This is a genomic window from Bradyrhizobium sp. CCGB20 (assembly GCF_024199855.1).
Classification (GTDB): Bacteria; Pseudomonadota; Alphaproteobacteria; order Rhizobiales; family Xanthobacteraceae; genus Bradyrhizobium.
Genome location: NZ_JANADN010000001.1, coordinates 8,070,520 through 8,093,766 on the forward strand (window position 1 = coordinate 8,070,520; position 23,247 = coordinate 8,093,766).

Consider the following 23,247-nt stretch of genomic DNA (forward strand, 5'->3'; position numbering starts at 1 on the left):
GATTCAAGCCTTAAGCCGCTCGAGCCGGCCGCCAGGCCGCGTAGAGACCGACGAGGGTCCCGATGGCGACGAGTCCTGCCGCCAGCAGCACCTGCAACTCCCCATCGTCTGTGGCGCCCACGGACGACACCAGTCTGGTCACGATGACGAACAGAATACCCACCGAGGCCGCTGCGCCCACGCTGAGATAGGCGAGCTCTCGCGTCAGGTTGCGGCCGAGAAGTCCGAGTGCCGTAAAATACATCGCGCATGCGTTGGGATGAACGAACAAGGCCACGCGCGCGTAGGGACCGTAGGAGTCGAACAGAGACTCACATCGGTTCATCGCCGCCTTCGAGGCAACCCGCTGCAAGAACGCCCTGAAAAAACGAGCCTGTCCGTAACTCAGAACGGCGCCCACGATGATGGCCAGCCACGCCACGATGAAAACGGAGGCATCCGCAGGCTTCGGATTGAGCGCCACGGACATCAGGATAAGGGCGGTTCCGGGAAAATAGCCAAAATACGGGAAGACCGACTCCAGGAGCACGCAGGCGAACATGAAGACCGGAAACCATGGTGAACCGGTCGCACCGTGGACGATGGCGTTCAAGTCGAAGAGGTCAGTCTTGTACAGGACGAGGTACATGCACATGGCCAACCCGGCCAGCGCGTAAAACGGCAACGCTCCCGACAGAAACCGTCTCATCCAACCATCGGGCTTTGTTTCGCGGACACGGCGGAGACCTTCGAGATCAGCACAAGACGACCGAAACGCATGGCTCAAGCTTTAGGCGAATGAGGTTGCCCCTGTCGATAGCAATTCTCGCCTCGCCCTGCGCGCTCCTGCGCAATCGATTGCCTGTTTCGATTCGCCGAGAATCCCGCACAAGTGGCAGCATACAATTATACCCTTGCGTAAGCCTGAACTTTTCTCCCGTCGCTTGGACTTATACTTGCGTCCCGGCTTCGCGCCTTGGGGTACAGAGAGCTTCAGCCGCCGCCGGGGCGTCGCCGAGGGCTCTCTTCGTGCCGCCGCGAACAGCTGCGGGCACGATGTTCAGCTCGCCGGCACTTCTTGACTTGAGTTCAACAAGCGCAGGAGGAGCCTATGCGAAAGTCTCTCACCTTTTTCCTTTCTGGCGTGGCATTGGCCGCCGCGGCGTCGACCGCTGTAGCCGGTGAGCGGGTGCTTGAGTTCAAGCTCGTCACGAAGCCGCTCGACCTCAAGGTCATCGAGGCCGCAAACGTCGAAGGACAGACGGTTGTGGCCGGCAAATTTTTCGGCGTCGCCGTCTTCAACGATGGCCGCATCGGAGTGAAGGAGTTCGTCAACAGTTCGGACCTGCTGAAAGGATCGGGCCCCTTCTTCGGCTATAGCACCTACACGTTCGAGGAAGGCTCGATTACGGCGCGCTACACCGGTACGGCCAAGGACGGCAAATCAACCGGCGAATACACGATCCTGTCGGGCACGGGTGCCTATGCGAACGCCACGGGTACGGGAACAATCGAAAGCGCGCCGAACCCGTTCAAGGGCGTCAACCTGCTGAACATAAAGCTCGTCGTCAGAACGTCCGGCTCGTGACAGCACGGTGTCCACGGGTCCTGCACGAAGGAAGTTGATCCCTTGCGTGGCGTGTTGGCCCGGCCGGCGGCGCATTGCCGGCCGGGCCATCTGCTGACGAGCCGACCGGAGTCGCGAGCAATCATTCGCAGCATTGAAACGTTCGCTGATCGGAAAAGCGCAGTCAGTCACAGGCCCAGTGTGACCTCCGCCCAGCGCATCGCGGTGCTGCTGCATCCCTACGCGATCGAGAGAATCTCGATCTCCTGCGCGCCTGAACCAACGACATCGCCGACCGCCTTCCCGATCAGCGACTTCGCAACCGGCGCGACGAACGAGATCGACCCGGCCTTCGGATCCGCTTCGTCCTCACCGACGATGCGATAGGTTTGCACGCGGCCATCGGTGCGGCTGAAGGTCACGGTGCTGCCGAAGGCGACGACATCTGTCGACGCCGGGGTGGGAATCACCTGCGCCGTGCGCAGCCTTTCGGTGAGATAGCGGGCGTCACGCAAGGGCACCGCCGATTGCCGGCGCTTCTCGTTGACGTCCTCGATGGCTTGTGCGGCTTCATAGGCCTCGCGCGCTTCCTGAAGCTGCGACTGCAACGCCTGCAGGCCTGCTTCCGTCACGAAATTTGGATGCGGCGAGATCGGGCGATCCGGCAACAGCGTCTCGGACGCGGTTTCGGCGCTTTCTTCCTTGGTAAAGGCGACGCTCAATTCAAGATCCTGTCGAACCGTTTCGGGTAACCGCTCGCGCCTCGCGCCCCCTCAACAGGGAATCGCGTGCTGGGCCGCGGCCGGCGATTGTCCCGGACTATATCTCAAGTTCGACGAAACGACGGAGCTTGAAGACGAGATCCGGCATGGCCTGGCGGAACCGCGTCGCGTTCTGGAAAGTGGTCGAGAACGGCGCGAAGGTGATCATCGCGTTCCAGTGCTTATAGCCATAGACCGTGACGGAGGCGCCGGTCGCCGGAAAATTCTCCAGCTTGCGCAACTCGCCGAGCACGAGATCGGCGATCGCCTCGGCAGGCAGCAACCGCTTGCCGTCCGGCGTCGTGGTGATTTTCGCCGGCGGCTCGACCGGCTTCGCGGCAATAGGCACCGCATCGGGCGCATTGTCGGGTTCGGCCGGTGCAGGATCGGGGGTGGACGGCTCGACCGGATCAAATCCGTTCGTCGGCGCTGTCGGCGGAACCTCGGCGAGCGGCGGCGGAGCAGCGCTGTCTGCGCGCTTGTTGCCTCCCAGGATGCTGCTGATCATGGCCACAAGGCCAGCATCCTTAACGTCGTCGCTCATTACTCCCCCCGGGCTATGGCCTACTCTAGCACCGCTCTCGCGGACCGCCACCGGGGATGTATAGCCGGATTCGCCTGGTCAGGACCGTCACGCGAAGGCACCGGCGGCCCGACGCGTGGGTCGCGTCGCGCCGCCGTGCGATCCGTCACTGCTTATCGAACGGAATATATTGCTGGTACTGCTTGGGCACCGAACTGCGGTAGCGCGCAGGCACAGTGCCGCTGTCGACCGAATGATCGATCTCCTGCTGCCGCGTCATCTTCTTCTTCGCGGGCTTCTTCGATGCGCTCTTCTTGGAGTCGGTCGGCTGGCTGGAGGTGTCGCTGGTCGCGCCCGGCGCGGTGGTTGTCGCCGCAGGCGCTGCGGTTCCGTCGGCGGCCGGCGCGCTCTGCGCCGGCGCGAGCGATGTTTGCATGAGAAGCGCCAGCGCTGCTGTCGCAGCCAGCAAATATGACCTTTGCATCAGAACCTCCAAAATACCTGATCCGAATGAGACAAGCGTAATTCTCCGGAATCGACGCGTGCAAGTCTGCTCACGAAAGGCCGGAACCCCAACGCGAACTGTGGCCGAGATCACATTGCCGGCCGCCGGCTGCGACATGATGTGCCTCAACGCGAACGCGGGGCATTCCGCCGACACCAAGACAGGCATGACCATATATCAGACGAGCCAAGCTCGCTGACGTTCCCATCCCACTCTCGAAGGAGATTGAAATGCGTCGCATCATCCTCACTCTCGCATCGTTCGCCGCGCTGATCGCCGTAGCATCCCCGGCCGCCCAGGCACATCCTGCAAACGATCGATATTGCCTGCAGGGGCGCATGTGGGGCTATCCCGGCAACTGCCAGTTCGCGAGCTATCAGCAGTGCCTCGCCAGCGCTTCCGGCACGTCGGCCTATTGCGGCATCAATCCGCGCTACGCGTTCTCGCAGCAGCGCGCCTACTGACGACATCGCGGCGCTCGCGCATGACGCGCGCGCCGCCACATTTTTTACGTGAAGACGATCCACCTCGCCGACAGTCCGGCGTATTGACTTGCGCGGCGGCGGGGGTGATCCGCTGCACTGAGCGGGTGACGGTCGTTGTCGCCAAGGCCGCTTGCGTCACGGAAGTCTGAACTACCGGGCCTCGGCGATCTTCGATCCGGACGGCAGCATCTGCGCGTTGGCCGCCAAGGGCCGCTTCGACGGCGATGCCGGGTCCGGCAATCGGAAAGCGGCGTCGGCCGGCGCTCCCTGGGATGGACGACGGGCAGCGGTTGCCGGAAGCACGATCACCTTCGCTCCAATCTTCACCCGCTCATAAAGGTCCATCACGTCGTCATTGGTCAGCCGGATACAGCCGGACGAAACCCGCTTCCCGATCGTGTCGGGATTGTTGGTGCCGTGAATGCGATATTCGGTCTCGCCGAGATACATCGCCCGGGCGCCGAGCGGGTTGCCGGGACCGCCGGCCATGAACCGCGGCAGATAAGGCTGACGCCCGATCATCTCTACAGGCGGATGCCAATCCGGCCATTCTGCTTTGCGGGCCACGGTCTGCTCGCCCGACCACGTGAAACCTTCGCGGCCGACACCGATGCCGTAGCGCATCGCCTGCCTGTCGTTCAGGACGAAATAGAGGAATGTGTTTCCGGTATCGATGATCACGGTGCCCGTCGCCTGGCGACTGGCGTAGTCGACCACCTGCCGAACAAATGCTCCGGGACCGTCAGCGGCCTTTGGTGGCTCGACCAGAGGCGCCGGGGCCGGAACCGGAGCTGGAGCCGGCGCGGCTGCTTGAACTGGAGTTGCCACGTAAACCGGCGTTGACGACGCCTGGGCTTGCTGTGCGGACGGCTTCCGTACCGGTTGCACGCTCGCCGGGCGAGACAGAAAACCATACCCCAATGCGGCGACGGCCACGGCGCCAATTGCAACTCTCGCGGCCATTGGGAGTGCGAACGTCTCTGCCTTTCCGCGTTTGGCCCGCTTACCCATATCTCTTTCCCCAGGTCACCATGCCCAGGAGAGGTACCCAGCAACATTTAAGAAACTTCGAAGCGATTTCGCTCAGGCTGGAACCGTTCGCGATGGTTAACGCCGGACTCTTGTTCGGGACGCGCCCTAACGCGTGGCCCCTGGTCCGCTCTCCAGGAGCCGCGCCGCGAACCAGAGCGACAGTGGCTGATCGAGGACGCCGCCGACATAGACTTCCGACGTCGTGACATGGTGCCTGTCCAGCACCAGCAGCACGCCGATCCAGTAGGCGAACCAGACATGCGCGTCGGTCAGCGCCATCAGCTTGTGCTGGTCGTGCTCGAGCGAGGTGTGGTTGCTCGCCTTGCGGATTTCCACGGTGAGCAGATTGTTCGGGATCTCGCGCTGATGCACGACGACATCGGGGTAGATCGACTTTCCCAGATGGTCGTCGGTGGAGATGATCGTGCCGTGCGGCAGATGCAGCGTGCGCTCGCCGAGGCGGTCGTAGTTGCAATCGACCGACCAGCCGGAGAATTGCCGCTCCAGATAGACGGCGAAGCGGTGCGTGATCGCCCGCTCGCCGACGTCCTTCTCGAACAGAAATGCTTCGTGAGCGTAGAAGTCCCGGAGCGCCACGATCACCTTGGTCAGCTCGGTCTGCATCTTGCCCCCCGGCCCATCACGCGCACTCGGTCGCGCCGCTATCAGACCCCATGGTGAGGAGCGCGGAACGCGCGTCTCGAACCATGAAGGCCCGTATCCCACCTGCAAGCATCCTTCGAGACGCCCGCGCAAGCGCGGGCTCCTCAGGATGAGGGGCAGAGTTCGCGGCGCGATCGCCCAGACTTACATCTGGACTTCGATCAGCCGCGGCCCGGGCTCGGCGACGGCCTCGGCCAGCGCCTTGTTGAACTCGTCCGCGTTGGTGACGGCGCGGCCGGGCACGCCCATGCCCTTCGCGAGCGCCACGAAGTCGAGCGTCGGGCGGTCGAGCCGGAGCATGTCGTTGGCGCGCTGGCCGGGCTCGCCGGCGCCGACATTGTCGAACTCGCCGCGCAGGATCTGGTAGATGCGGTTGGCGAACACGATGGTGACGATGTTGAGGTTCTCCCTCGCCTGCGTCCACAGCGACTGGATCGTGTACATCGCACTGCCGTCGCCGACCATGGTGATCACCTTGCGGTCCGGACAGGCGATAGCAGCACCGATCGACAGCGGCGTCGAGAAGCCGATCGAGCCGCCCATGTTCTGGAGCCAGTCATGCGGCGCCGCGGCCGCCGTCGGCGGGAAGAAGCCGCGGCCGGTGGTCAGGGACTCGTCGACCATGATCGCGTTCTCGGGAATCGCACAGGCGATCGCCTGCGCGATCGTGGCGAAGGTGAGCGCGCCGGTCGGCTTGACCAGTTCCTGCAACGCCTGCGGCTTGACGTCGTTCGCGCTGGCCTTCACGGCGCCGGCGAGCGCCTCGAGGGCCGCGACCGAATTCTCGCCCCAGGAGGTCATGCGATGCACGTCGCAGCCCTCGGGCCGCAGCACGCTCGGCTTGTTCGGATAGGCGAAGAACGCCACCGGATCGTCGGACTCGACCAGCACGATGTGACGGAACTTCGCCAGCATCGGCAGCGCGTTCTCGATCACGTAGTGGATGCGGTCGATCGAGAAGCGGCCGCGGCCGCGCGCCATCTTCGGGCGGAAGGTCGGGCCCATCACGGTGCAGCCGGTCTTGCCGGCGATACGCTCGGCGAGGGCCAGGCCCTGCTCGCTCAGCGCGCTGCCGGTCATCAGCAGCAGCGTGCCCTCGCCGTCGCCATGCAGGATCTTTGCGGCCTGCTCGACCGCCTGCGGCGAATAGCTCGCGCGCTGCTGCTCGGCCGGCACCTCGGCGATGCCATCGGCCTCGTTCCAGGCGGTATCGGCGGGCAGGATCAGGGTCGCGATCTGCGGCGGCGCGCTCTTGGCGGCTGCGATCGCCGCGGCACCGTCGGCGGCGACCGATTTGGAATCCGGCGAGGTGCGGACCCAGGACGACATCGGCCGGGCCAGGCCCTCGATGTCGGAGGTCAGCGGCGCATTGTAGCCGATGTGGTAGACGGCATGCTGGCCGACGATGTTGACGATGCCGGAGTTCGCCTTCTTGGCGTTGTGCAGGTTGGCAAGGCCGTTGGCGAGGCCGGGGCCGAGATGCAGCAGCGTCGAGGCTGGCGTTCCCTTCATGCGGAAATAGCCGTCGGCGGCGCCGGTCACCACGCCTTCGAACAGACCAAGGACGCAGCGCATACCCGGCACGCGGTCGAGCGCCGCGACAAAATGCATCTCGGAGGTGCCTGGGTTGGTGAAGCAGACGTCCACCCCACCCTTGACCATCGTCCGCACCAGGCTTTCCGCACCGTTCATTCTTCAGCTCCCGCAACCAGCAATGTTCAGATATCAGCCCGATCAATCATTGTTCGCCGCCCCCGTCAAAGCAATAGCGCCCATCGCGGCCCTGCCCCGCGCGGCGACGCGCCGGCTTGGCTAATGCCCCGTTCCGATGGAATCGGAACGGGGCATTAGATTCATGTTTTGACGCGTTTTCTTCATGCGAACCGGTATCCACTTCGCTTGAAAACGCTCCAATGCCTTCCGGCAAATGGGCGGGGTTGCCGATTTGGTAACGCCAATCGTTAAGCATGGCGCCTTCACGGGGCCGTGGCTTGCGAAAAGCCCGCAAATATGGCCTGTAACTTCAGTTGAATCGATTTTTTGCTGGGGGAAACAATGATCCGGTTTTTTGCCGCGCCGATTGCCGCCATTGCATTGCTGTCGGCCATGGCAGGCGGCGCGCTCGCCGAAGAGTTCGACTCGCGCGACATCATGGGTGGCGGCCCGAACTTCTTCCGCGGCGGCTCCAGCCCGATCCCCCGCACCACCGTCATGTACAACGGCAACTATGCCCCCGGCACGATCGTGGTGAACACCAGCGAGCGGCGGCTGTATCTGGTGCTCCAGAACGGCCAGGCGCTGCGCTACGGCATCGGCGTCGGCCGCGACGGCTTCCGCTGGGGCGGGGTGCACAGGATCACCGCCAAGAAGGAATGGCCGGCCTGGACGCCGCCGTCGCAGATGCTGGCGCGCCGGCCCGACCTGCCGCGCCACATGAAGGGCGGCATCGAGAATCCGCTCGGCGCGCGCGCGATGTATCTGGGCTCGACGCTGTACCGCATCCACGGCTCCAACGAGCCGGAGACGATCGGACAGGCTGTGTCCTCCGGCTGCTTCCGCATGACCAACGACGACGTCAGCGATCTCTACAGCCGCGTCTCGGTCGGCACCACCGTGGTCGTACTGAACAACTAGCCGTCGGCGAACTGCGGGAACCCGCGGGGCGCGTGAATATGCGGTCTTGTGCGTCGCTTCCGAATACGGCAGCGTCAGCCAGCAATGAGCGCATTGGCCCCGCCTTCATCCGGCTTTCGCATCGCCCTGCTGGCACTCGCCACCTTCGCGTTCGCCCCTGACACCGCTACCATCGCCGTCGCGGGCGAACTGCCCGCGATCGCCTCGCGCCAGCGCACCGAGAAGAAGAGCTTTACCGACGGCGAGATCGTCGAGGGCTTTCTGAAGACCGCGTTCGGCGCCGAATACCACCTCGCCGGCCGCGTCGACCGTATCCGCAAGTTCGACGGGCCGGTGCGCGTCTACGCGGAGAGTGACCGCGCCGATCGCAAGACGCAGCTCGCAAAAGTCGTGGCCGACATCGGCGCCCGCGTGCAGCATCTCGACATCGCCATGACCACGACCAGCGAGGCGGCGAACGTGCGGGTGAAGCTCGTGCGCGACCGCGACCTGTTCCGCACCATTGCCAGCTTCTACGGCGCAGAGAAGGCGCGCGAGATCCGCACCTCGCTCGATCCGCAATGCCTGTCCGGCTTCCGCAAGAACGACAATTTCGAGATCGAGCATTCCGACGTGATCCTCACCGTCGACAACGGCGATTTCACGTTCCTCGACTGCGCCTATGAGGAACTCCTGCAATCGCTCGGGCCCATCAACGACACCGCGAGCGTGCCGTGGACCATGTTCAACGACAATGTGTCGATGGGCTATTTCGACGTCTACGACCAGTACATCCTCAATTTACTCTACGATCCCCGCATCAAGCCCGGCATGACCGTGCCGGAGGTCAAGGCGGTGTTGCCGCAAGTGCTCGCGGATGTGCGCGCGTGGGTGAAGCGCGTGAATGATCTGAAGGAGTAAGGCTTCTAGCGGCAGAGCTTCTTTCCCTCTCCCCCTTGTGGGAGAGGGTGGCTCGCCGCGCAGCGGCGAGACGGGTGAGGGGTATCGCGCCGCGAGTCATTCTCTCTCGAGTACGTGGAGACAGACCCCTCATCCGGCGCTTCGCGCCACCTTCTCCCACAAGGGGAGAAGGAAGAAGGAACACCCCGCCGCTCTACTGCACCAGATCGGCAACTGTTGTCGCAGCCTTCAGGCCGGTGCCGGTGAGGACCGCTACCGTTGTCTCGTTCGCCTTGATCGACCCGGCAGCGGAGAGTTTTTCCAGCGCGGCGGCTGCGCTGGCGCTGGTCGGCTCGGCGAACAGGCCCTGACGCGCGAGACGGCGCAGGGCGGCGACGATCTCATCCTCGGTCAGCGCAACGGTGCCGCCGCCGCTCTCGCGCAGGGCAGCGATGATCTCGCGCAGGCGCAGCGGGGACTTGATCGCGGTGCCTTCGGCGATGGTCTTGTTGACCTCGCGGGCCACAGGCGTATCGACGCCGGCCCTGAAGCTCGCATCGATCGGCGAGCAATTTTTCGGCTGCGCCGCGAACAGGCGCGGCAGCTTTGCGATCTGGCCGGCTTTCAGCAACTCACGGAAGCCGAAGGCGCAGCCCAGGAGGCTGCTGCCGGCGCCGACGGGGACGATGACGTTGTCGGGCGCGCGAAAACCGAGGTCTTCCCAGATTTCATAGGCGAGCGATTTGGTGCCTTCGAGAAAGAACGGCTGCCAGTTGTGGCTGGCGTAAAAGGTCTGGCTCGACTGGCGGATGGCCTCGGCCTCCGACTCCTCGCGCGGCCCCTCGACGAGCTGCACCGTGGCGCCATAGGCGCGCACCTGCGCGATCTTGGCCGGCGACGTGGAGGCCGGCGCTAAAATCTTCACGCGCATGCCGCCGGCGGCGCCCAACCCCGCCATCGACGAGCCGCCATTGCCGGAGCTGTCTTCAAGAATGGCATCGACGCCGATCTGCCGCAGGAACGACAGCATCACGGAGGAGCCGCGATCCTTGAAGCTGCCTGTGGGGTTGAACCATTCGAGCTTGAAGAACGGCCGCAGATCGCCCCAATCCTGCTGAACCAGCGGCGTGCAGCCTTCGCCGAGCGTGATCGGCTGTGCGATCGCGACCGGCAGCGCCGCCCGGTAGCGCCAGAGCGAGCGCGTCCGGCCGTCAATCTCCTCGCGCGAGATCCCCGTCCCCGGCGTCACCAGCAGCGGCGTGCGCTCGTCCGAGCACCAGCGCGGCTGGTCCAGCGGATAGAGCTGTCCGTTGCGGGGATCGATGTAGTTGGCTGCGGGCATGGCGTTCTCCGGGGAAGGCGATCTGTACGATCGGTGTGATGACACGGTTTGTCCAGGATTCGAAGCGTGCCGCGCAAGCCATGCAGCAGCCCTTGAAAATGAGAAAACGAGATATATTTCAATATCTTAAAAAGACCGCACAGACCGGGCGGCCAGGTTGGCCTGTGCGAGGGCGCGGCGTTCAGGCAGGCCTTGCCGGCGCGTCGATGACGGGAATTGGGCCGCAAACGGCCTTACCCCCGGCGGGACGATTAACTTGTCTGTCGCGACTGCCCGCTACACTATGTTGGATTGAGCTTGCGGCGCCGGTGTTCCCATCGGCAACGCGGCCGAGCCAGGCCCGTCCGAGCGGCGGGCCGTCGGCTTTTTGGGAGTTTGGTCATGAGCCGTGCGAACCGTACCGACCACATCCGCCTTACCTCCCATCCGGAGCCGGGCAAAAAGTCCGCTTTTCCGATCCATTGGGGGGCCGCGGATGCACGTGCACGGGGGCCGATCATCGGCACAGTATCGCGCGCCGGGGATCGCAACGTGATCGGCAGCCATGGCGGGTCCTACGCAATGTACCGGGCGCTCGCGGTGTCAGCAGGCGCGCTCGATCCGATCAGGCGTCCTGACCTCACCAACACGTTTCCAGCCGCGACCATCGGGCCGTTCCCGCAATGGAGCGATCCTGCAAAGATCGTCGCGCTCGATCCGTGGGGGCATCTGGTCGCGGAGAATTTCGGCAAGGACATCGCCGAGGGCGTCGACATCAGGCCGAGCATCGCGGTGACGCGGGCGCGGCTCGACCTGCCGGAGATCCGCGAGGCGCTGGCCGCAAAACGGCTGCGCGCGGACGGCGAGGTCGTGCATGCTAATGGCAGCGTGTCGGTGGTGAAGATCGCGATCGATCCGGTGTGGTATCTGCCTGGCCTTGCCGAGCGCTTCGGCACCAGCGAGACCGAGCTGCGGCGCACACTGTTCGAACAAACCGCCGGCATGTTCCCCGAACTGGTGACGCGGCCGGACATGAAAGTGTTCCTGCCGCCGATCGGCGGCACCACGGTCTACATGTTCGGCGACGTGACCAAGCTGCCGGACCATCGCACCAAAATCACCTGCCGCGTGCATGACGAGTGCAACGGCTCCGACGTGTTCGGCTCCGACATCTGCACCTGCCGGCCGTACCTCATCCACGGCATCGAGGAATCCGCGCGCGGCGCGCAGGAGGGCGGGCTCGGACTGGTCGTCTACAATCGGAAAGAGGGCCGCGCGCTCGGCGAGGTCACCAAATTCCTGGTCTACAATGCGCGCAAGCGCCAGGAGGACGGCGATGCGGCCGCCGCCTATTTCGAGCGCACCGAATGCGTCGCCGGCGTCCAGGACGCGCGATTCCAGCAATTGATGCCGGATACGATCCACTGGCTCGGCCTCAAGCGCATCGACCGTTTCCTGTCGATGAGCGACATGAAGCACGACGCGTTGACCTCGCAGGGCATCGACATCGTCGAGCGCGTGCCGATCCCGCCGGAGCTGATCCCGGCCGACGCCTATGTCGAGATCGCCGCGAAGAAGGCCGCCGGCTATTACTCGACCGACATCGCGCCGGAGAAGGACGTGAACGGCGTGGTCGGGCGTTCGCTGGAAAAATACTGATCGCGCGATGGCGAACGCTTTGGAACGAGAGGCCCGCTCGCTGCTCACCGCAAAGGCGGTGCGTGCGCGGGCCGGGCAGATGCTCGAGATCGGCCTTGCCGGTGGATTGAGCCACTTCACGATCGATCTCGATCGCATGGACGGTGTTGCGGAGGCCGTGCTTGCGGTCACGCGAAAAGCCTATCCAACGCTGGATATTCCCTTCCATGCGCGCTGGCGGCATTTTGTGCTTGGCGGCGTCGATCGCTGGGCGCGGCTTGCGGATGCTGGAATATGGCCGGATCGTGCCGCGCGGGCGCGCGCTGAATTCGACCTTGCGATCGTCAGCGTGCTGCTCGATGCGGGCGCCGGCGCTGCCTGGCGGTACCGTGATGGCGCGACGGGGGCAGACATAGGCCGATCGGAAGGGCTTGCGATCGCGAGCCTCGACATGTTCGCAAGCGGACTTTTTTCTGACGATGCGCGTGCGCCGTTCAGGACCGATGCGGATGCGCTCGCGCAACTGCCGCTCGCCGCGCTGACGTCCGCCTTTCAGGTGAGCGAGACCAATCCGCTGCTAGGACTAGAGGGGCGCACCGATCTGCTGCGGCGTCTGGGCAAGCTGGTGGCGGAGCGCGCGGACGTCTTCGGCCAGCGCGATACGCCGCGGCCGGGCGGCCTGTTCGATCACATCGCAACGCAGGCGAGTGACGGCGCCATCCCCGCGCCCGCCATCCTGTCCGCCGTGCTGAACCAGCTCGGGCCGATCTGGCCGTCACGTCTGGAGCTTGGCGGCGTTCCGCTCGGCGATTGCTGGCGCCATCCGGCGATCAAGGCGGACGACGCAACTGCTGGCCTCGTCCCCCTGCACAAGCTGTCGCAATGGCTGAGCTATTCGCTGATCGAGCCGCTCCAGCGCGCCGGATTTGTCGTCACCGACATCGACGGCCTGACCGGGCTTGCCGAATACCGCAATGGCGGCCTGTTCGTCGATCACGACGTGCTGCGCCTGCGCGAGGCCGCCGATGCCGGGCGCGCGCATGCCGTGGATTCGCTGCTCGTCGTGGAGTGGCGCGCGCTGACCGTCGCGTTGCTGGACCGGCTGGCGGAGCGCATCCGCGTAAAGCTCGGCCGCACGCCCGACACATTGCCGCTCGCAAGCATTCTGGAAGGTGGCACCTGGGCCGCCGGCCGCGCCATCGCTTTTTCGCGGCGGCCCGACGGTTCGCCACCGCTCAAGGTGATCAGCGACGGCACTGTGTTCTAACCCTCTCCCCTTGTGGGAGAGGGTGGCTTCGCGACAGCGAAGCCGGGTGAGGGGTATGTCTCCGCGGACACATCTCTCAGTGAAGTTCGCGGAGAGAACCCCTCATCCGGCGCTTCGCGCCACCTTCTCCCACAAGGGGAGAAGGAAGAATCGCCGGCTCGTTGCATTTCAACCGCCGCGCATTTCGATAGGAGCGTTACATGGAAGGCGTCACGATCGTCGATCATCCGCTGGTGCAGCACAAGCTGACGCTGGTGCGGGACAAATCCATCTCGACCAAATCGTTCCGCGAGCTGATCAAGGAGATCGGCATGCTCCTGTGCTACGAGGTGACGCGCGATTTGCCGCTCGCTGACACCGTGATCGAGACGCCGCTGGCGACGATGCATTCGGCCAAGATCGCCGGCAAGAAGCTGGTGTTCGTCCCCATGCTGCGCGCCGGCACGACCTTCGTCGACGGCATGATGGATCTGGTGCCGACCGCGCGCGTCGCCCATATCGGGCTCTACCGCGAGCCGCACAGTTTTGCGGCGGTCGAGTATTTCTTCAAATCGCCGTCCGATCTCGGCGAGCGCCTCGCCATTGTGGTGACGCCGGTGGTCGCCACCGCCAACACGGCGGTCGCCGCAATCGACCGGCTGAAAGAGCGCGGCGCCAAGGACATCCGCCTCGCCTGCCTGATCGCCGCCCCGGAAGGACTGGAGCGGCTGCGCGGCCTGCATCCCGACGTGCCGATCTGGACGGCTGCGGTCGATGAAGGGCTCGACGAGAACGGCTTTATCCTGCCGGGCCTCGGCGACGCCGGCGATCGCGCCTACGGGACAAGGTAAGCAACGAACGAGGTTCACCGCTCCCCCACGCGCGGACTGGGCCATCGAACATGATCGTGGCGGGGTCGGAGCAAGCGCCTCGTCCTTCGAGACGACCGCTTCGCGGTCTCCTCAGGATGAGGCTGAGCAACAGCTTTGCCGGCGGAAATAGCGGCCACACATTCAGTCCTCATCCTGAGCCCACAAAGCGGGCGTCTCGAAGGATGGCCGCATGCGCGCTTCCCGCCACGCTTGGCTCAAATCTTCCCGCTGCCGCAAATCAGCTTCAGCGACTGCCATTCCTTGTCCGTCAGCAGCGGCGGGCCGCTGACGGGGCGGTCTTCCCTGGTCATCCGCGCAAGGCGGTCCTCGGTCAGCGGGTGGCTGGCGAGGATGGTCGTCAGGCCAGAACCGCCCTCCTTGCCGGTGATGCGGAACATCAGCTCGGCCGCGGGCTTCGGCGAGCGACCGAGCCTGTGCATGATCTCGATCGCGAACGTATCGGCAGCGGTCTCCGCCTCGCGCGAATAGGAGGCTTCGACCACGCTGCGCGAGGCGAAGATCACGGCGGATGAGCCGGTGACGTCGCCGAACAGCAGGCCGATCAGGAACGAGGTGCCGCCGTTGTAGATCAGCCCGCGCATATTGTCGTAATGCTTGAGATGACCGAGCTCGTGGGCGAGGATGCCGGCGAGCTCGTCGGGGTTTTGCGCCTTGTCGATCAGCGCCTTCAGCACATAGACCTTGCCGCCGGGCAGCGCGAACGCGTTCGGCACCGAGCTTGGCAGCACGCCGGCCGTCATGGAATCGTCGTCGAGGCCGGCGGCATCGCGCAGGCGATTGACCAGCTTCGTGAACGCGGCCTTGCCCGCGGGGTCTTCGCACACGTTGCGGCCGAAGATGGTCTTCACCTGGACTTCGGAGGCGTCGCCGATGCGCCGTTCGATCGGTTTGGGCACCAGCGGCGCGAGCCGGTCGGCAGCGAGCGGCACGCCGAACAGCACGACGCAGACGATGGAGACGGCGGCGGCGACCGACCAGCCGACGATCTTCGCCACGCCGCGGCGCGAGGTCTGGTGTTCGTCGAGACGCATGCAGCGGGCGATCACGTCGGCGGCCAGTGCAGCGTCGCGGATCTCAAGCCGCGCCAAGGGCGGCGCGGAATTCGAGGCCAGGCGCAACATGCCGGCCGGGCTGTCGGCGCGGCGGATGTCGGCATAGGCCCAGCGAACCGGCGCTCCGCCCTCCTCAAGGATCTCGAGCGCATCACCGAGCGTCAGCGCCACCTGCCGCCTGCGGCTCGACACGCCGTCGAAGAAGATCGTCGGCTTGACGGACTGCGCCGGAGCCTCGGTGGACAACTCACTCACAGATCAGAATCCCGCGACATCGAGCCCATCGGCAAAGCCCTCGCCGAGCGCGCTGGCAAGTTCGCCGCTGGCGCGCACGTCCGCCGCAGCGGCGATGTTGTGCACCTCGACGGTCTCCAGCACCTTGGCCCAGAGATCGCGCTGGAGATAGACCCGCATGATGATGTTGACCGCGAGTGCCACGGCGAAATAGCCGAGGACCATCACCACCAGCATCGGGATGCTCCTGGCGCCATTGCCGGGCTCGAAAACCTGCTCGGCCGGGACGCCGCTCAGCTGGACGACCAGCATGGTCGCGCCGCCGAGATAGGCGCCGAAGATGGTCGAAAGCAGCAGCCACCAGCCGATCACTTTCCAGTAGAGGCCGTAGAACGCGTTGTGCGGCAACTCCGAGGACAGGCTGACGCCGCCGATGCGGATGCCGTCGAGCCACCAGCGCCATTCGCGCGCCTTGAACTCGGCATAGAAGAACGGGGCGAGCGGGAAGATCACGATTGCGACCGGGCTGAGCAGCCACAGCCACCAGCCGCGCTTGAAGAACGTCCAGCCGTCGCCTTCGAAATCGCCGCGCAAATCGCCGTAATGGGTATGCTGCATCTTGTAGCGTTCCAGCGCAGCTGCGCGCCAGGGCAGCGCCAGGCCGAGCGTCAGGAACACCAGCAGGCCCCACAGCATGGCGCGGAACGAATAGGCCCAGCCCGAGCCGTCCATCCAGAACCGGACGCCGCGCCAGACCGTGCGCGTCAGCCGGTAGCGCCGCGCGCGAAAGATCGCGAACTGGCCGAAGGCGTAGAAGCTGATGAACAGCGGCGTCGAGGCAAAGCCCTGCCAGCGCTCGAACTCGATGCCGATGAGAAAATAGGCGAGGTAGATCGGCACCAGGATCGCAAGCGCAAACAGGAAGCCGACCAGCAGCTCCTTAGCCCGGCCGGTATATTCGGCGGCGTCGCCGTCGATTGCCGTGTTCGTCCACAAATGACGGCGGATGTCGGTGACCAGCCAGAACCGGTAGAAGCCGAAGGTGACGAGCTCCAGCATGGCACCCTTGGTGACCATTTTGCGGAACTCGGAGCGGTTGCCGGTGAAATCGACCCGCGTCGGCGGCAGCGGCGGCGGTAGCGGTTCGGAGCCGATGGGGGCCCATTGCATGTCGTTCACGGCGGCAACCTCGGGGTGCGGACCTGTTACGGTCAAACTATAGATCGGAGATTAGTCGATCCCCAAGATGGGCGGGTTCGATTTACCTCGATACCAGCCGGTTTCTTGCAGGTTTCACGACAAACGGCGTGCGGAAGATCACGCTGGTGGACGGCCACGTAGCCCGGATGGCGCCAACGGGTCGGCGCAAAGCGCCGCCCGATGACAGGCTCCGCGTATTCCGGGACAGTGGTCGTTGCGGTCCGAATCCCGGATTGCGCTTCGCTCCATCCGGGCTACGCGCCCGACCACGCCCAAAGGTTGGATGTGGCAAAACTCTCCCTTGCTCCGACGCAGACAACCGGCTGTAATTGCAAATCAAATACCGCAGCGCAGAATTCAACGAGAACGCGCGGTTCATGTCAGGGAGAGCGGTCATGCATGGGACCATCGAGAGCGCGGCGAAGCTCGACGAGTTACGCGCGCGTGCCACGTCACTGCCGCTGGAGCAGTTCGATCCGGGCGATCCCGAATTGTTCAGGACCGATACGTTCTGGCCCTATTTCGATCGCCTGCGCCGCGAAGATCCCGTGCACTACTGCAAGGACTCGATGTTCGGGCCGTACTGGTCGGTGACGCGCTACAACGACATCATGGAGATCGAGACCAACCATTCGGTGTTCTCCTCGGCCTCCGCGCTCGGCGGCATCACCATCCGCGACATCGACCCGGATTTGCGCCGCGAGAGCTTCATCTCGATGGATCCGCCGCGCCACGCCGCCCAGCGCAAGACCGTGGCGCCGATGTTCACGCCGACGCATCTGGACAATCTCGCCCTCAACATCCGCACGCGCTCGGCCGAGTGCCTGGACAATCTGCCCCGCGGCGAGGTGTTCGACTGGGTCGACCGCGTCTCGATCGAGCTCACCACGCAGATGCTGGCGGTGCTGTTCGACTTCCCCTGGGAGGACCGCCGCAAGCTGACGCGCTGGTCGGACATCGCCACCACCATTCCCGGACCGGACGGCCTCGTCGCCACCGAGGACGAGCGTCAGGCCGAGCTGACCGAATGCGCCGGCTATTTCGCGCGCCTCTGGAAGGAGCGCATCGAGCAGCCGCCGAAGAGCGACCTGCTCTCGATGATGGCGCATGGCGCCGCGACACGCGACATGGACGCGAAGAACTTCCTCGGCAATCTCGTTCTTTTGATCGTCGGCGGCAACGACACCACCCGCAACACCATGTCGGGCTCGATCTACGCGCTGAGCCAGCATCCGGAGCAGTATCGCAAGCTGCGCGAGAACCCCGCGCTGCTCGACAGTTTCGTGCCGGAGGTGATCCGCTGGCAGACGCCACTCGCGCACATGCGCCGCACTGCGCTTGCCGACTTCGAGTTCCGGGGCAAGCAGATCAAGAAGGGTGACAAGGTCGTGATGTGGTATGTCTCGGGCAACCGCGACGCCGAGGCGATCGAAAAACCCTACGATTTCATCATCGATCGCGCCCGCCCGCGCACGCATCTCTCCTTCGGCTTCGGCATCCATCGCTGCGTGGGCTTGCGGCTTGCCGAACTCCAGCTCAAGATTATCTGGGAAGAGATCCTCAAGCGCTTCGATCATATCGACGTGGTCGGCGAACCCAGGCGGGTCTATTCGAGTTTCGTAAAGGGTTTGGAAACGCTGCCCGTGAAGATTGCGGCGTGAGCCAAGACGCCCCCTCGCCCCGCATCCGCCTTCGCCAAAGCTTCGGCGTGACAGGGCGGGGAGAGGCGAGGGAAAGAACCAACTGGAGCCACGACCATGAACATCCAAGCGCCGGTTAAAGTGGACAAGGCCGAACGCATGCGCAGGGCCCGCGAGGAGGCCTATGCGACGCCGCTGGCGCAATTCCACCCCGGCGCGCCAAGGCTGTTCCAGGACGACACCTTGTGGCCGTGGTTCGAGCGGCTGCGTAAGGAAGAGCCGGTGCATTACTGCACCAACGCGCCGATCGAGCCGTACTGGTCGGTTGTGAAATACAACGACATCATGCATGTCGACACCAATCACGGCATCTTCTCCTCGGACTCGACACTCGGCGGCATCTCGATCCGCGATGTGCCGCAAGGCTATGACTGGCCGAGTTTCATCGCGATGGATCAGCCGCGTCATTCGTCGCAGCGCAAGACGGTGTCGCCGGTGTTCACCCCTCAGCACCTGGACGAGCTGGCAAAACTGATCCGCCAGCGCTCGCAGACCGTGCTCGACAATCTGCCGCGCAACGAGACCTTCAACTTCGTCGAGCGCGTCTCGATCGAGCTGACGACGCAAATGCTGGCCACCCTGTTCGACTTCCCCTGGGAGGAGCGGCGCAAGCTGACGCGCTGGTCCGACGTCTCGACCGCGCTGCCCAAGAGCGGCATCGTCGCCTCCGCCGAGGAGCGCCGCCGCGAGATGGACGAATGCTACGCCTATATGTCGAAGCTGTGGAACGAGCGCGTCAACTCCGCGCCGCGCAACGATCTCTTGTCGCTCATGGCGCATAACGATGCGACGCGCTTCATGGACCCCGACAACCTCATGGGCAACATCATCCTGCTCATCGTCGGCGGCAACGACACCACGCGCAACACCATGACCGGCTCGGTGCTGGCGCTGAACGAGAACCCCGACCAGTACGAGAGGCTGCGGAACAATCCGGCGCTGATCGATTCCATGGTGCCCGAGGTGATCCGCTGGCAGACACCGCTCGCCCACATGCGGCGCACCGCGCTCCAGGACACCGAGGTCGGCGGCAAGCACATCAAGAAGGGCGACCGCGTCGTGATGTGGTACGTCTCGGGCAACCGCGACGAGGAGATGTTCGAGAAGCCGAACGATTTCATCATCGACCGCCCGCGGCCGCGCACCCATCTCTCCTTCGGCTTCGGCATCCACCGCTGTGTCGGCATGCGGCTCGCCGAGCTCCAGCTGCGGATCGTCTGGGAGGAGATGCTGAAGCGCTTCGACCGCATCGAGGTGGTCGGCGAGCCGAAGCGGATCTATTCGAGCTTCATCAAGGGCTATGAGTCGCTGCCGGTAAGGATTCCGGGGTAGACGCCTGCGCTTGCGATCGCGACGAGCGAGCGGCACGCACAACTCTATCCCTTCACCCTGAGGAGCGCGCTCTTGCGCGCGTCTCGAAAGGCGAGGCCACAGCCGGGCCTGCATCCTTCGAGACGCGCGAAGACGCGCTCCTCAGGATGAGGGGCAGGCATCGAGGCCCAGCTATAAAATTCCGGCATGACAGCTCGCTCAAGATGCGAAGGGCCGGCTGCGGGCTTGTGTCCTAAATCCTCCTGAGAATTCGGCGCCCCGGCGCTTCAAGCCAGGCGAATGTCCCACAGGCCTTCCTTGCGGCAGGCGGCGACTTCCTCGCGCAAGAGCGTCGTGATGGCGAGCGAGGCCGTCGAGGCCGGGCGGTCGATCGGAGAGGCGAAAATGAGCTCGCGCGTCATCGGCCTGGATACGGGCGCGGTTTCCAGCCGGCCGTCTGCGACCTCGCCGTGGACCGACGAGGGCGGCAGCAGTGCGAAGCCGAGGCCCTCCTCGACGAGGCTCGTCAGCACGCGGAACGAATCCGCCTCGAGCTGGACATTGAGCTTGATCTTGCGCTGGGCGGCCGCGTGCTCGATCAGCGCGCGGAGGCCGTGGGAATGACTGGGCAGCACCAGCCGCTGGCGCAGCAGCCAGCCGATGTCGACGCTCTTCTTGCGCGCGAGGCCGCAGCCGCGCGGGCCGACCGCGACGATGTTGTCGCGGCCGAGGCTCTCGACATTGAGATGCAGATCGGCCGAGCGGCCGTAGAGGATGGCAAGATCCATCTCGCCGCGATGCAGCCATTCGACCAGATGGCCGCTGTAGCTCTCGACGATGCGCAGCGAGATGCCGGGAAACTTTTCGACGCAGCGCCGCGCGAAGCGCGCCGACAGTACGCAGCTCACGGTCGGAACCAGGCCGAGCACGACCTGGCCGGACGGCGGCCCCTTGGCCGACTGGATGTCGTCGCGGATCTGGTCGATCTGCCGCACGATGCCGGAGGTGCGCGCCAAGAGCAGACGCCCGGCCTCGGTCAGCACCATGCCGCGGCCGTTGCGCGTGAACAATTCGGTGCGCAGCTCGTGTTCCAGCAGCTTAATCTGCCTGGAGAGCGCCGGCTGCGCCACGCGCAGCGTGTCGGACGCCTTGCTCAGGCTGCCGAGCTCCGCCACGCAACTGAAGGTCCTGAGCTGCCGGAAATCCATGCTTGCCAATCCTGGAAGGCTACTCCATACGCTATAGCAAATGAGCATAGGGGGCTGGCGATGTTTTCACAACGCCAGAGGATCGGCCGGCGTTATCTTGACTGCCGCTAGATACGGGAAACGCCATGAGTGAAGAACACCACACCGAAGATCACGCCGACATCCGCGAAGCCGTCGCAAAACTCTGCGCGCAGTTTCCCGGCGAATACTGGCGCAAGCTCGATCGCGAGATGGCCTATCCCAAGGCCTTCGTCGATGCGCTGACCGAGGCCGGCTATCTCTCGGTGCTGATCCCCGAGGAATATGGCGGCGCCGGCCTGAAGCTTTCCGCGGCGGCCGCGATCCTCGAAGAGATTCAGCGCGCGGGCTGCAACGGCGGCGGCTGCCACGCCCAGATGTACACGATGGGCACCGTGCTGCGGCACGGCAACAACGAGCAGAAGGCAAAATACCTGCCGAAGATCGCCAGCGGCGAATTGCGGCTGCAGGCCTTCGGCGTCACCGAGCCGACCAGCGGCACCGACACCTCCTCGCTGAAGACCTTCGCGCGCAAGGAAGGCAACGACAGCTACATCGTCAACGGCCAGAAGATCTGGACCAGCCGCGCCGAGCATTCCGATTTGATGGTGCTGCTGGCGCGCACCACGCCGAAGGAGCAGGCCAAGAAGCGCACGGATGGTCTGTCGGTGTTCATCGTCGACATGCGCGAGGCCAAGAACAACGGCCTCGAGATCCGCCCGATCCGCACCATGATGAACCACGCCACCACCGAAGTGTTCTTTACCGACATGAAGGTGCCGGCAGAGAATCTGATCGGCGAGGAAGGCAAGGGGTTCCGCTACATCCTGTCCGGCATGAATGCCGAGCGCATTTTGATCGCGGCCGAATGCGTCGGCGACGCCAAATGGTTCATCACGAAGGCCACGAACTACGCCAAGGAGCGCGCGGTGTTCGGCCGGCCGATCGGCCAGAACCAGGGCATTCAATTCCCGATCGCCAAGGCCTACGCCTCGATGCGCGCGGCCGAGCTCATGGTGAAGGAAGCCACCCGCAAATACGAGGCCGGGCTCGACTGCGGCGCGGAAGCCAACATGGCCAAGATGCTCGCGGCGGATGCGTCATGGGAAGCGGCGAATGCCTGCATCCAGACCCATGGCGGCTTCGGCTTCGCCGAGGAATACGACGTCGAGCGCAAATTCCGCGAGACGCGGCTCTATCAGGTGGCGCCGATCTCGACCAACCTCGTGCTCTCCTTTGTCGCCGAGCACGTGCTCGGCATGCCCCGCTCGTACTGAGGCAGCAATCATGGGAGCACTTGACGGGATCAGGGTGATTGCGGTCGAGCAGGCGGTGGCGGCGCCGTTCTGCTCCTCGCGGCTGGCGGATGCCGGCGCGGAGGTGATCAAGATCGAGCGGCCCGAGGGCGATTTCGCCCGCGGATATGACGCGGCAGCCAAGGGCCAAAGCAGCTACTTCGTGTGGCTCAACCGCGGCAAGCAATCCGCCGTGGTCGATCTTGCAACGAAGGAAGGCTGCGCCGAGCTGGAGAAGCTGATCGCCAGCGCCGACGTGCTGATCCAGAACCTGAAGCCGGGCTCGATGGACAAGCTCGGCTTCTCCCGCGAGCGCTTGCTCAAGGACTATCCAAAACTGATCTCCTGCACGATCACCGGCTATGGCGACGAGGGCCCCTACGCGCACCGCAAGGCCTATGATCTGCTGATCCAGGCCGAGAGCGGGCTCGCTTCCATCACCGGCAATCCCGACGGCGCCTCGCGCGTCGGCATGTCGATCGTGGATGTTGCGACCGGCGCGACGGCGCATGCGGCGATCCTGGAGGCGCTGATCGGGCGCGGACGTACCGGCAAGGGCGCCGACATCCGCATCTCCATGTTCGACGTGATGGCGGACTGGTGCACCGTGCCGTTGCTCAATTCGGAGGCCGGCAATCCGCCGAAGCGCATGGGCCTGCGCCATCCCTCGATCGCGCCCTACGGCGTGTTCACCTCGAAGGACGGCAAGGACATCCTGATTTCGATCCAGAGCGAGCGCGAGTGGAAGACGCTTTGCGTGAAGGTGCTGGATCAGCCCGACCTGCCGGCCGATCCGCGCGTTGCCAACATGGTCGAGCGCGTACGCAACCGCGACTTCACCGACAAGACGGTGGCAGATGCCTTCGGCAAGATGACGCGCGACGAGCTGCTCAAGCGCCTGTCGGATGCCGACATCGCCTTTGCCGAGGTCAACACCATGGCCGACCTCACCAGCCATCCGCATCTGCGCCGCATTGAAGTGGACACGCCGAATGGTCGCGTCAGCTATCCCGCGCCGGCGCCGATCATCGTCGGCGAGACCCGCGCCTACGGCGCCGTGCCCGCGATCGGCGAAAAGCCCCAATCCAAGAAATAACAAGAGC

General features: G+C 64.7%; 22 protein-coding genes. 11 read left to right on the forward strand and 11 right to left on the reverse strand.

The genetic code is table 11. From position 1 onward, the window contains the following. Window positions 1-10: 10 nt before the first annotated feature. Window positions 11-688 carry a hypothetical protein gene (locus NLM15_RS37925; RefSeq protein WP_254123079.1) on the reverse strand — a complete coding sequence of 226 codons (678 nt, stop codon included), beginning with the start codon at window positions 686-688 and terminating at the stop codon, window positions 11-13. Window positions 689-1,123: 435 nt separating this feature from the next. Here NLM15_RS37925 and NLM15_RS37930 point away from each other — a divergent pair, with 435 nt between their 5' ends. Next, window positions 1,124-1,567, forward strand: a complete 444-nt coding sequence (locus tag NLM15_RS37930) for a DUF3224 domain-containing protein (protein ID WP_254124634.1) — start codon at window positions 1,124-1,126, stop codon at window positions 1,565-1,567. Between the two features lie 218 nt (window positions 1,568-1,785). Here the strand turns inward: NLM15_RS37930 and greA are convergent, their stop codons facing one another. The 3 genes from greA to NLM15_RS37945 form a co-directional block, all read right to left on the reverse strand. Next, window positions 1,786-2,268, reverse strand: a complete 483-nt coding sequence (greA, locus tag NLM15_RS37935; RefSeq protein ID WP_254123080.1) for a transcription elongation factor GreA — start codon at window positions 2,266-2,268, stop codon at window positions 1,786-1,788. A 97-nt stretch (window positions 2,269-2,365) separates the two neighbouring features. After that, window positions 2,366-2,851 (reverse strand): hypothetical protein, encoded by a 486-nt coding sequence (locus NLM15_RS37940; RefSeq protein WP_254123081.1) that lies wholly within the window; start codon window positions 2,849-2,851, stop codon window positions 2,366-2,368. A gap of 145 nt (window positions 2,852-2,996) precedes the next feature. Beyond that, window positions 2,997-3,314 (reverse strand): hypothetical protein, encoded by a 318-nt coding sequence (locus NLM15_RS37945; RefSeq protein WP_254123082.1) that lies wholly within the window; start codon window positions 3,312-3,314, stop codon window positions 2,997-2,999. A gap of 251 nt (window positions 3,315-3,565) precedes the next feature. Between NLM15_RS37945 and NLM15_RS37950 the strand changes: the two genes are divergently transcribed. Continuing rightward, complete coding sequence (locus NLM15_RS37950) at window positions 3,566-3,799, forward strand: DUF3551 domain-containing protein (RefSeq protein WP_254123083.1); 234 nt, start codon at window positions 3,566-3,568, stop codon at window positions 3,797-3,799. A 171-nt stretch (window positions 3,800-3,970) separates the two neighbouring features. Here the strand turns inward: NLM15_RS37950 and NLM15_RS37955 are convergent, their stop codons facing one another. The 3 genes from NLM15_RS37955 to NLM15_RS37965 all read right to left on the reverse strand — a co-directional run bounded on the left by NLM15_RS37955 (window position 3,971) and on the right by NLM15_RS37965 (window position 7,207). After that, window positions 3,971-4,831: a L,D-transpeptidase gene (locus tag NLM15_RS37955; protein ID WP_254123084.1), complete on the reverse strand. Its 861-nt coding sequence runs from the start codon at window positions 4,829-4,831 to the stop codon at window positions 3,971-3,973. Between the two features lie 126 nt (window positions 4,832-4,957). Next, window positions 4,958-5,476: a hypothetical protein gene (locus NLM15_RS37960; protein WP_254123085.1), complete on the reverse strand. Its 519-nt coding sequence runs from the start codon at window positions 5,474-5,476 to the stop codon at window positions 4,958-4,960. 183 nt (window positions 5,477-5,659) lie between these two features. Continuing rightward, window positions 5,660-7,207: an acetolactate synthase large subunit gene (locus NLM15_RS37965; RefSeq protein WP_254123086.1), complete on the reverse strand. Its 1,548-nt coding sequence runs from the start codon at window positions 7,205-7,207 to the stop codon at window positions 5,660-5,662. A 363-nt stretch (window positions 7,208-7,570) separates the two neighbouring features. On the opposite strand from NLM15_RS37965, the gene NLM15_RS37970 reads away from it, so the two are divergent. Further along, the gene (locus NLM15_RS37970) at window positions 7,571-8,149 is read left to right on the forward strand and encodes a L,D-transpeptidase (RefSeq protein WP_254123087.1); all 579 of its coding nucleotides are present in this window, start codon (window positions 7,571-7,573) and stop codon (window positions 8,147-8,149) included. Between the two features lie 84 nt (window positions 8,150-8,233). Continuing rightward, on the forward strand, window positions 8,234-9,049 hold the full coding sequence (locus NLM15_RS37975; RefSeq protein ID WP_254123088.1) for a DUF2927 domain-containing protein: 816 nt from the start codon (window positions 8,234-8,236) through the stop codon (window positions 9,047-9,049). 193 nt (window positions 9,050-9,242) lie between these two features. Here the strand turns inward: NLM15_RS37975 and NLM15_RS37980 are convergent, their stop codons facing one another. Continuing rightward, window positions 9,243-10,370, reverse strand: coding sequence for a threonine synthase (locus NLM15_RS37980; protein ID WP_254123089.1), 1,128 nt, complete (start codon window positions 10,368-10,370; stop codon window positions 9,243-9,245). A 381-nt stretch (window positions 10,371-10,751) separates the two neighbouring features. Between NLM15_RS37980 and NLM15_RS37985 the strand changes: the two genes are divergently transcribed. The 3 genes from NLM15_RS37985 to upp all read left to right on the forward strand — a co-directional run bounded on the left by NLM15_RS37985 (window position 10,752) and on the right by upp (window position 14,084). Continuing rightward, on the forward strand, window positions 10,752-12,008 hold the full coding sequence (locus tag NLM15_RS37985; protein WP_254123090.1) for a GTP cyclohydrolase II: 1,257 nt from the start codon (window positions 10,752-10,754) through the stop codon (window positions 12,006-12,008). Between the two features lie 7 nt (window positions 12,009-12,015). Next, a complete protein-coding gene (locus NLM15_RS37990; protein ID WP_254123091.1) occupies window positions 12,016-13,254 on the forward strand; it encodes a URC4/urg3 family protein in 1,239 nt (412 codons plus the stop codon). 200 nt (window positions 13,255-13,454) lie between these two features. Beyond that, window positions 13,455-14,084: a uracil phosphoribosyltransferase gene (gene upp, locus NLM15_RS37995; protein ID WP_011089974.1), complete on the forward strand. Its 630-nt coding sequence runs from the start codon at window positions 13,455-13,457 to the stop codon at window positions 14,082-14,084. A 236-nt stretch (window positions 14,085-14,320) separates the two neighbouring features. On the opposite strand, the gene NLM15_RS38000 is transcribed toward upp, so the two are convergent. Beyond that, complete coding sequence (locus NLM15_RS38000) at window positions 14,321-15,433, reverse strand: M48 family metallopeptidase (RefSeq protein ID WP_254123092.1); 1,113 nt, start codon at window positions 15,431-15,433, stop codon at window positions 14,321-14,323. Between the two features lie 3 nt (window positions 15,434-15,436). Further along, window positions 15,437-16,582: a YjgN family protein gene (locus NLM15_RS38005; RefSeq protein WP_256565941.1), complete on the reverse strand. Its 1,146-nt coding sequence runs from the start codon at window positions 16,580-16,582 to the stop codon at window positions 15,437-15,439. Window positions 16,583-17,007: 425 nt separating this feature from the next. On the opposite strand from NLM15_RS38005, the gene NLM15_RS38010 reads away from it, so the two are divergent. Together NLM15_RS38010 and NLM15_RS38015 are read left to right on the forward strand one after the other, a co-directional pair. Continuing rightward, window positions 17,008-18,273, forward strand: a complete 1,266-nt coding sequence (locus NLM15_RS38010; protein WP_254123094.1) for a cytochrome P450 — start codon at window positions 17,008-17,010, stop codon at window positions 18,271-18,273. Window positions 18,274-18,369: 96 nt separating this feature from the next. After that, the gene (locus NLM15_RS38015) at window positions 18,370-19,644 is read left to right on the forward strand and encodes a cytochrome P450 (RefSeq protein ID WP_254123095.1); all 1,275 of its coding nucleotides are present in this window, start codon (window positions 18,370-18,372) and stop codon (window positions 19,642-19,644) included. Window positions 19,645-19,910: 266 nt separating this feature from the next. On the opposite strand, the gene NLM15_RS38020 is transcribed toward NLM15_RS38015, so the two are convergent. Then, window positions 19,911-20,831 carry a LysR substrate-binding domain-containing protein gene (locus tag NLM15_RS38020; protein WP_254123096.1) on the reverse strand — a complete coding sequence of 307 codons (921 nt, stop codon included), beginning with the start codon at window positions 20,829-20,831 and terminating at the stop codon, window positions 19,911-19,913. A 125-nt stretch (window positions 20,832-20,956) separates the two neighbouring features. Between NLM15_RS38020 and NLM15_RS38025 the strand changes: the two genes are divergently transcribed. Both NLM15_RS38025 and NLM15_RS38030 read left to right on the forward strand, forming a co-directional pair. After that, complete coding sequence (locus tag NLM15_RS38025; protein ID WP_254123097.1) at window positions 20,957-22,126, forward strand: acyl-CoA dehydrogenase family protein; 1,170 nt, start codon at window positions 20,957-20,959, stop codon at window positions 22,124-22,126. A gap of 10 nt (window positions 22,127-22,136) precedes the next feature. Then, entirely contained in the window at window positions 22,137-23,240 is a 1,104-nt protein-coding gene (locus NLM15_RS38030; RefSeq protein ID WP_254123098.1) for a CaiB/BaiF CoA-transferase family protein, read from the forward strand. Window positions 23,241-23,247 lie beyond the last annotated feature (7 nt).

Bases quoted from the DNA above. Each gene is read 5' to 3' on its own strand.
- NLM15_RS37925 (WP_254123079.1), bottom strand. From the start codon at position 688: ATGAGACGGTTTCTGTCGGGAGCGTTGCCGTTTTACGCGCTGGCCGGG.
- NLM15_RS37940 (WP_254123081.1), bottom strand. From the start codon at position 2,851: ATGAGCGACGACGTTAAGGATGCTGGCCTTGTGGCCATGATCAGCAGC.
- NLM15_RS37945 (WP_254123082.1), bottom strand. From the start codon at position 3,314: ATGCAAAGGTCATATTTGCTGGCTGCGACAGCAGCGCTGGCGCTTCTC.
- NLM15_RS37950 (WP_254123083.1), top strand. From the start codon at position 3,566: ATGCGTCGCATCATCCTCACTCTCGCATCGTTCGCCGCGCTGATCGCC.
- NLM15_RS37955 (WP_254123084.1), bottom strand. From the start codon at position 4,831: ATGGGTAAGCGGGCCAAACGCGGAAAGGCAGAGACGTTCGCACTCCCA.
- NLM15_RS37960 (WP_254123085.1), bottom strand. From the start codon at position 5,476: ATGCAGACCGAGCTGACCAAGGTGATCGTGGCGCTCCGGGACTTCTAC.
- NLM15_RS37965 (WP_254123086.1), bottom strand. From the start codon at position 7,207: ATGAACGGTGCGGAAAGCCTGGTGCGGACGATGGTCAAGGGTGGGGTG.
- NLM15_RS37970 (WP_254123087.1), top strand. From the start codon at position 7,571: ATGATCCGGTTTTTTGCCGCGCCGATTGCCGCCATTGCATTGCTGTCG.
- NLM15_RS37975 (WP_254123088.1), top strand. From the start codon at position 8,234: ATGAGCGCATTGGCCCCGCCTTCATCCGGCTTTCGCATCGCCCTGCTG.
- NLM15_RS37980 (WP_254123089.1), bottom strand. From the start codon at position 10,370: ATGCCCGCAGCCAACTACATCGATCCCCGCAACGGACAGCTCTATCCG.
- NLM15_RS37985 (WP_254123090.1), top strand. From the start codon at position 10,752: ATGAGCCGTGCGAACCGTACCGACCACATCCGCCTTACCTCCCATCCG.
- NLM15_RS37990 (WP_254123091.1), top strand. From the start codon at position 12,016: ATGGCGAACGCTTTGGAACGAGAGGCCCGCTCGCTGCTCACCGCAAAG.
- upp (WP_011089974.1), top strand. From the start codon at position 13,455: ATGGAAGGCGTCACGATCGTCGATCATCCGCTGGTGCAGCACAAGCTG.
- NLM15_RS38005 (WP_256565941.1), bottom strand. From the start codon at position 16,582: ATGCAATGGGCCCCCATCGGCTCCGAACCGCTACCGCCGCCGCTGCCG.
- NLM15_RS38010 (WP_254123094.1), top strand. From the start codon at position 17,008: ATGCATGGGACCATCGAGAGCGCGGCGAAGCTCGACGAGTTACGCGCG.
- NLM15_RS38015 (WP_254123095.1), top strand. From the start codon at position 18,370: ATGAACATCCAAGCGCCGGTTAAAGTGGACAAGGCCGAACGCATGCGC.
- NLM15_RS38020 (WP_254123096.1), bottom strand. From the start codon at position 20,831: ATGGATTTCCGGCAGCTCAGGACCTTCAGTTGCGTGGCGGAGCTCGGC.
- NLM15_RS38025 (WP_254123097.1), top strand. From the start codon at position 20,957: ATGAGTGAAGAACACCACACCGAAGATCACGCCGACATCCGCGAAGCC.
- NLM15_RS38030 (WP_254123098.1), top strand. From the start codon at position 22,137: ATGGGAGCACTTGACGGGATCAGGGTGATTGCGGTCGAGCAGGCGGTG.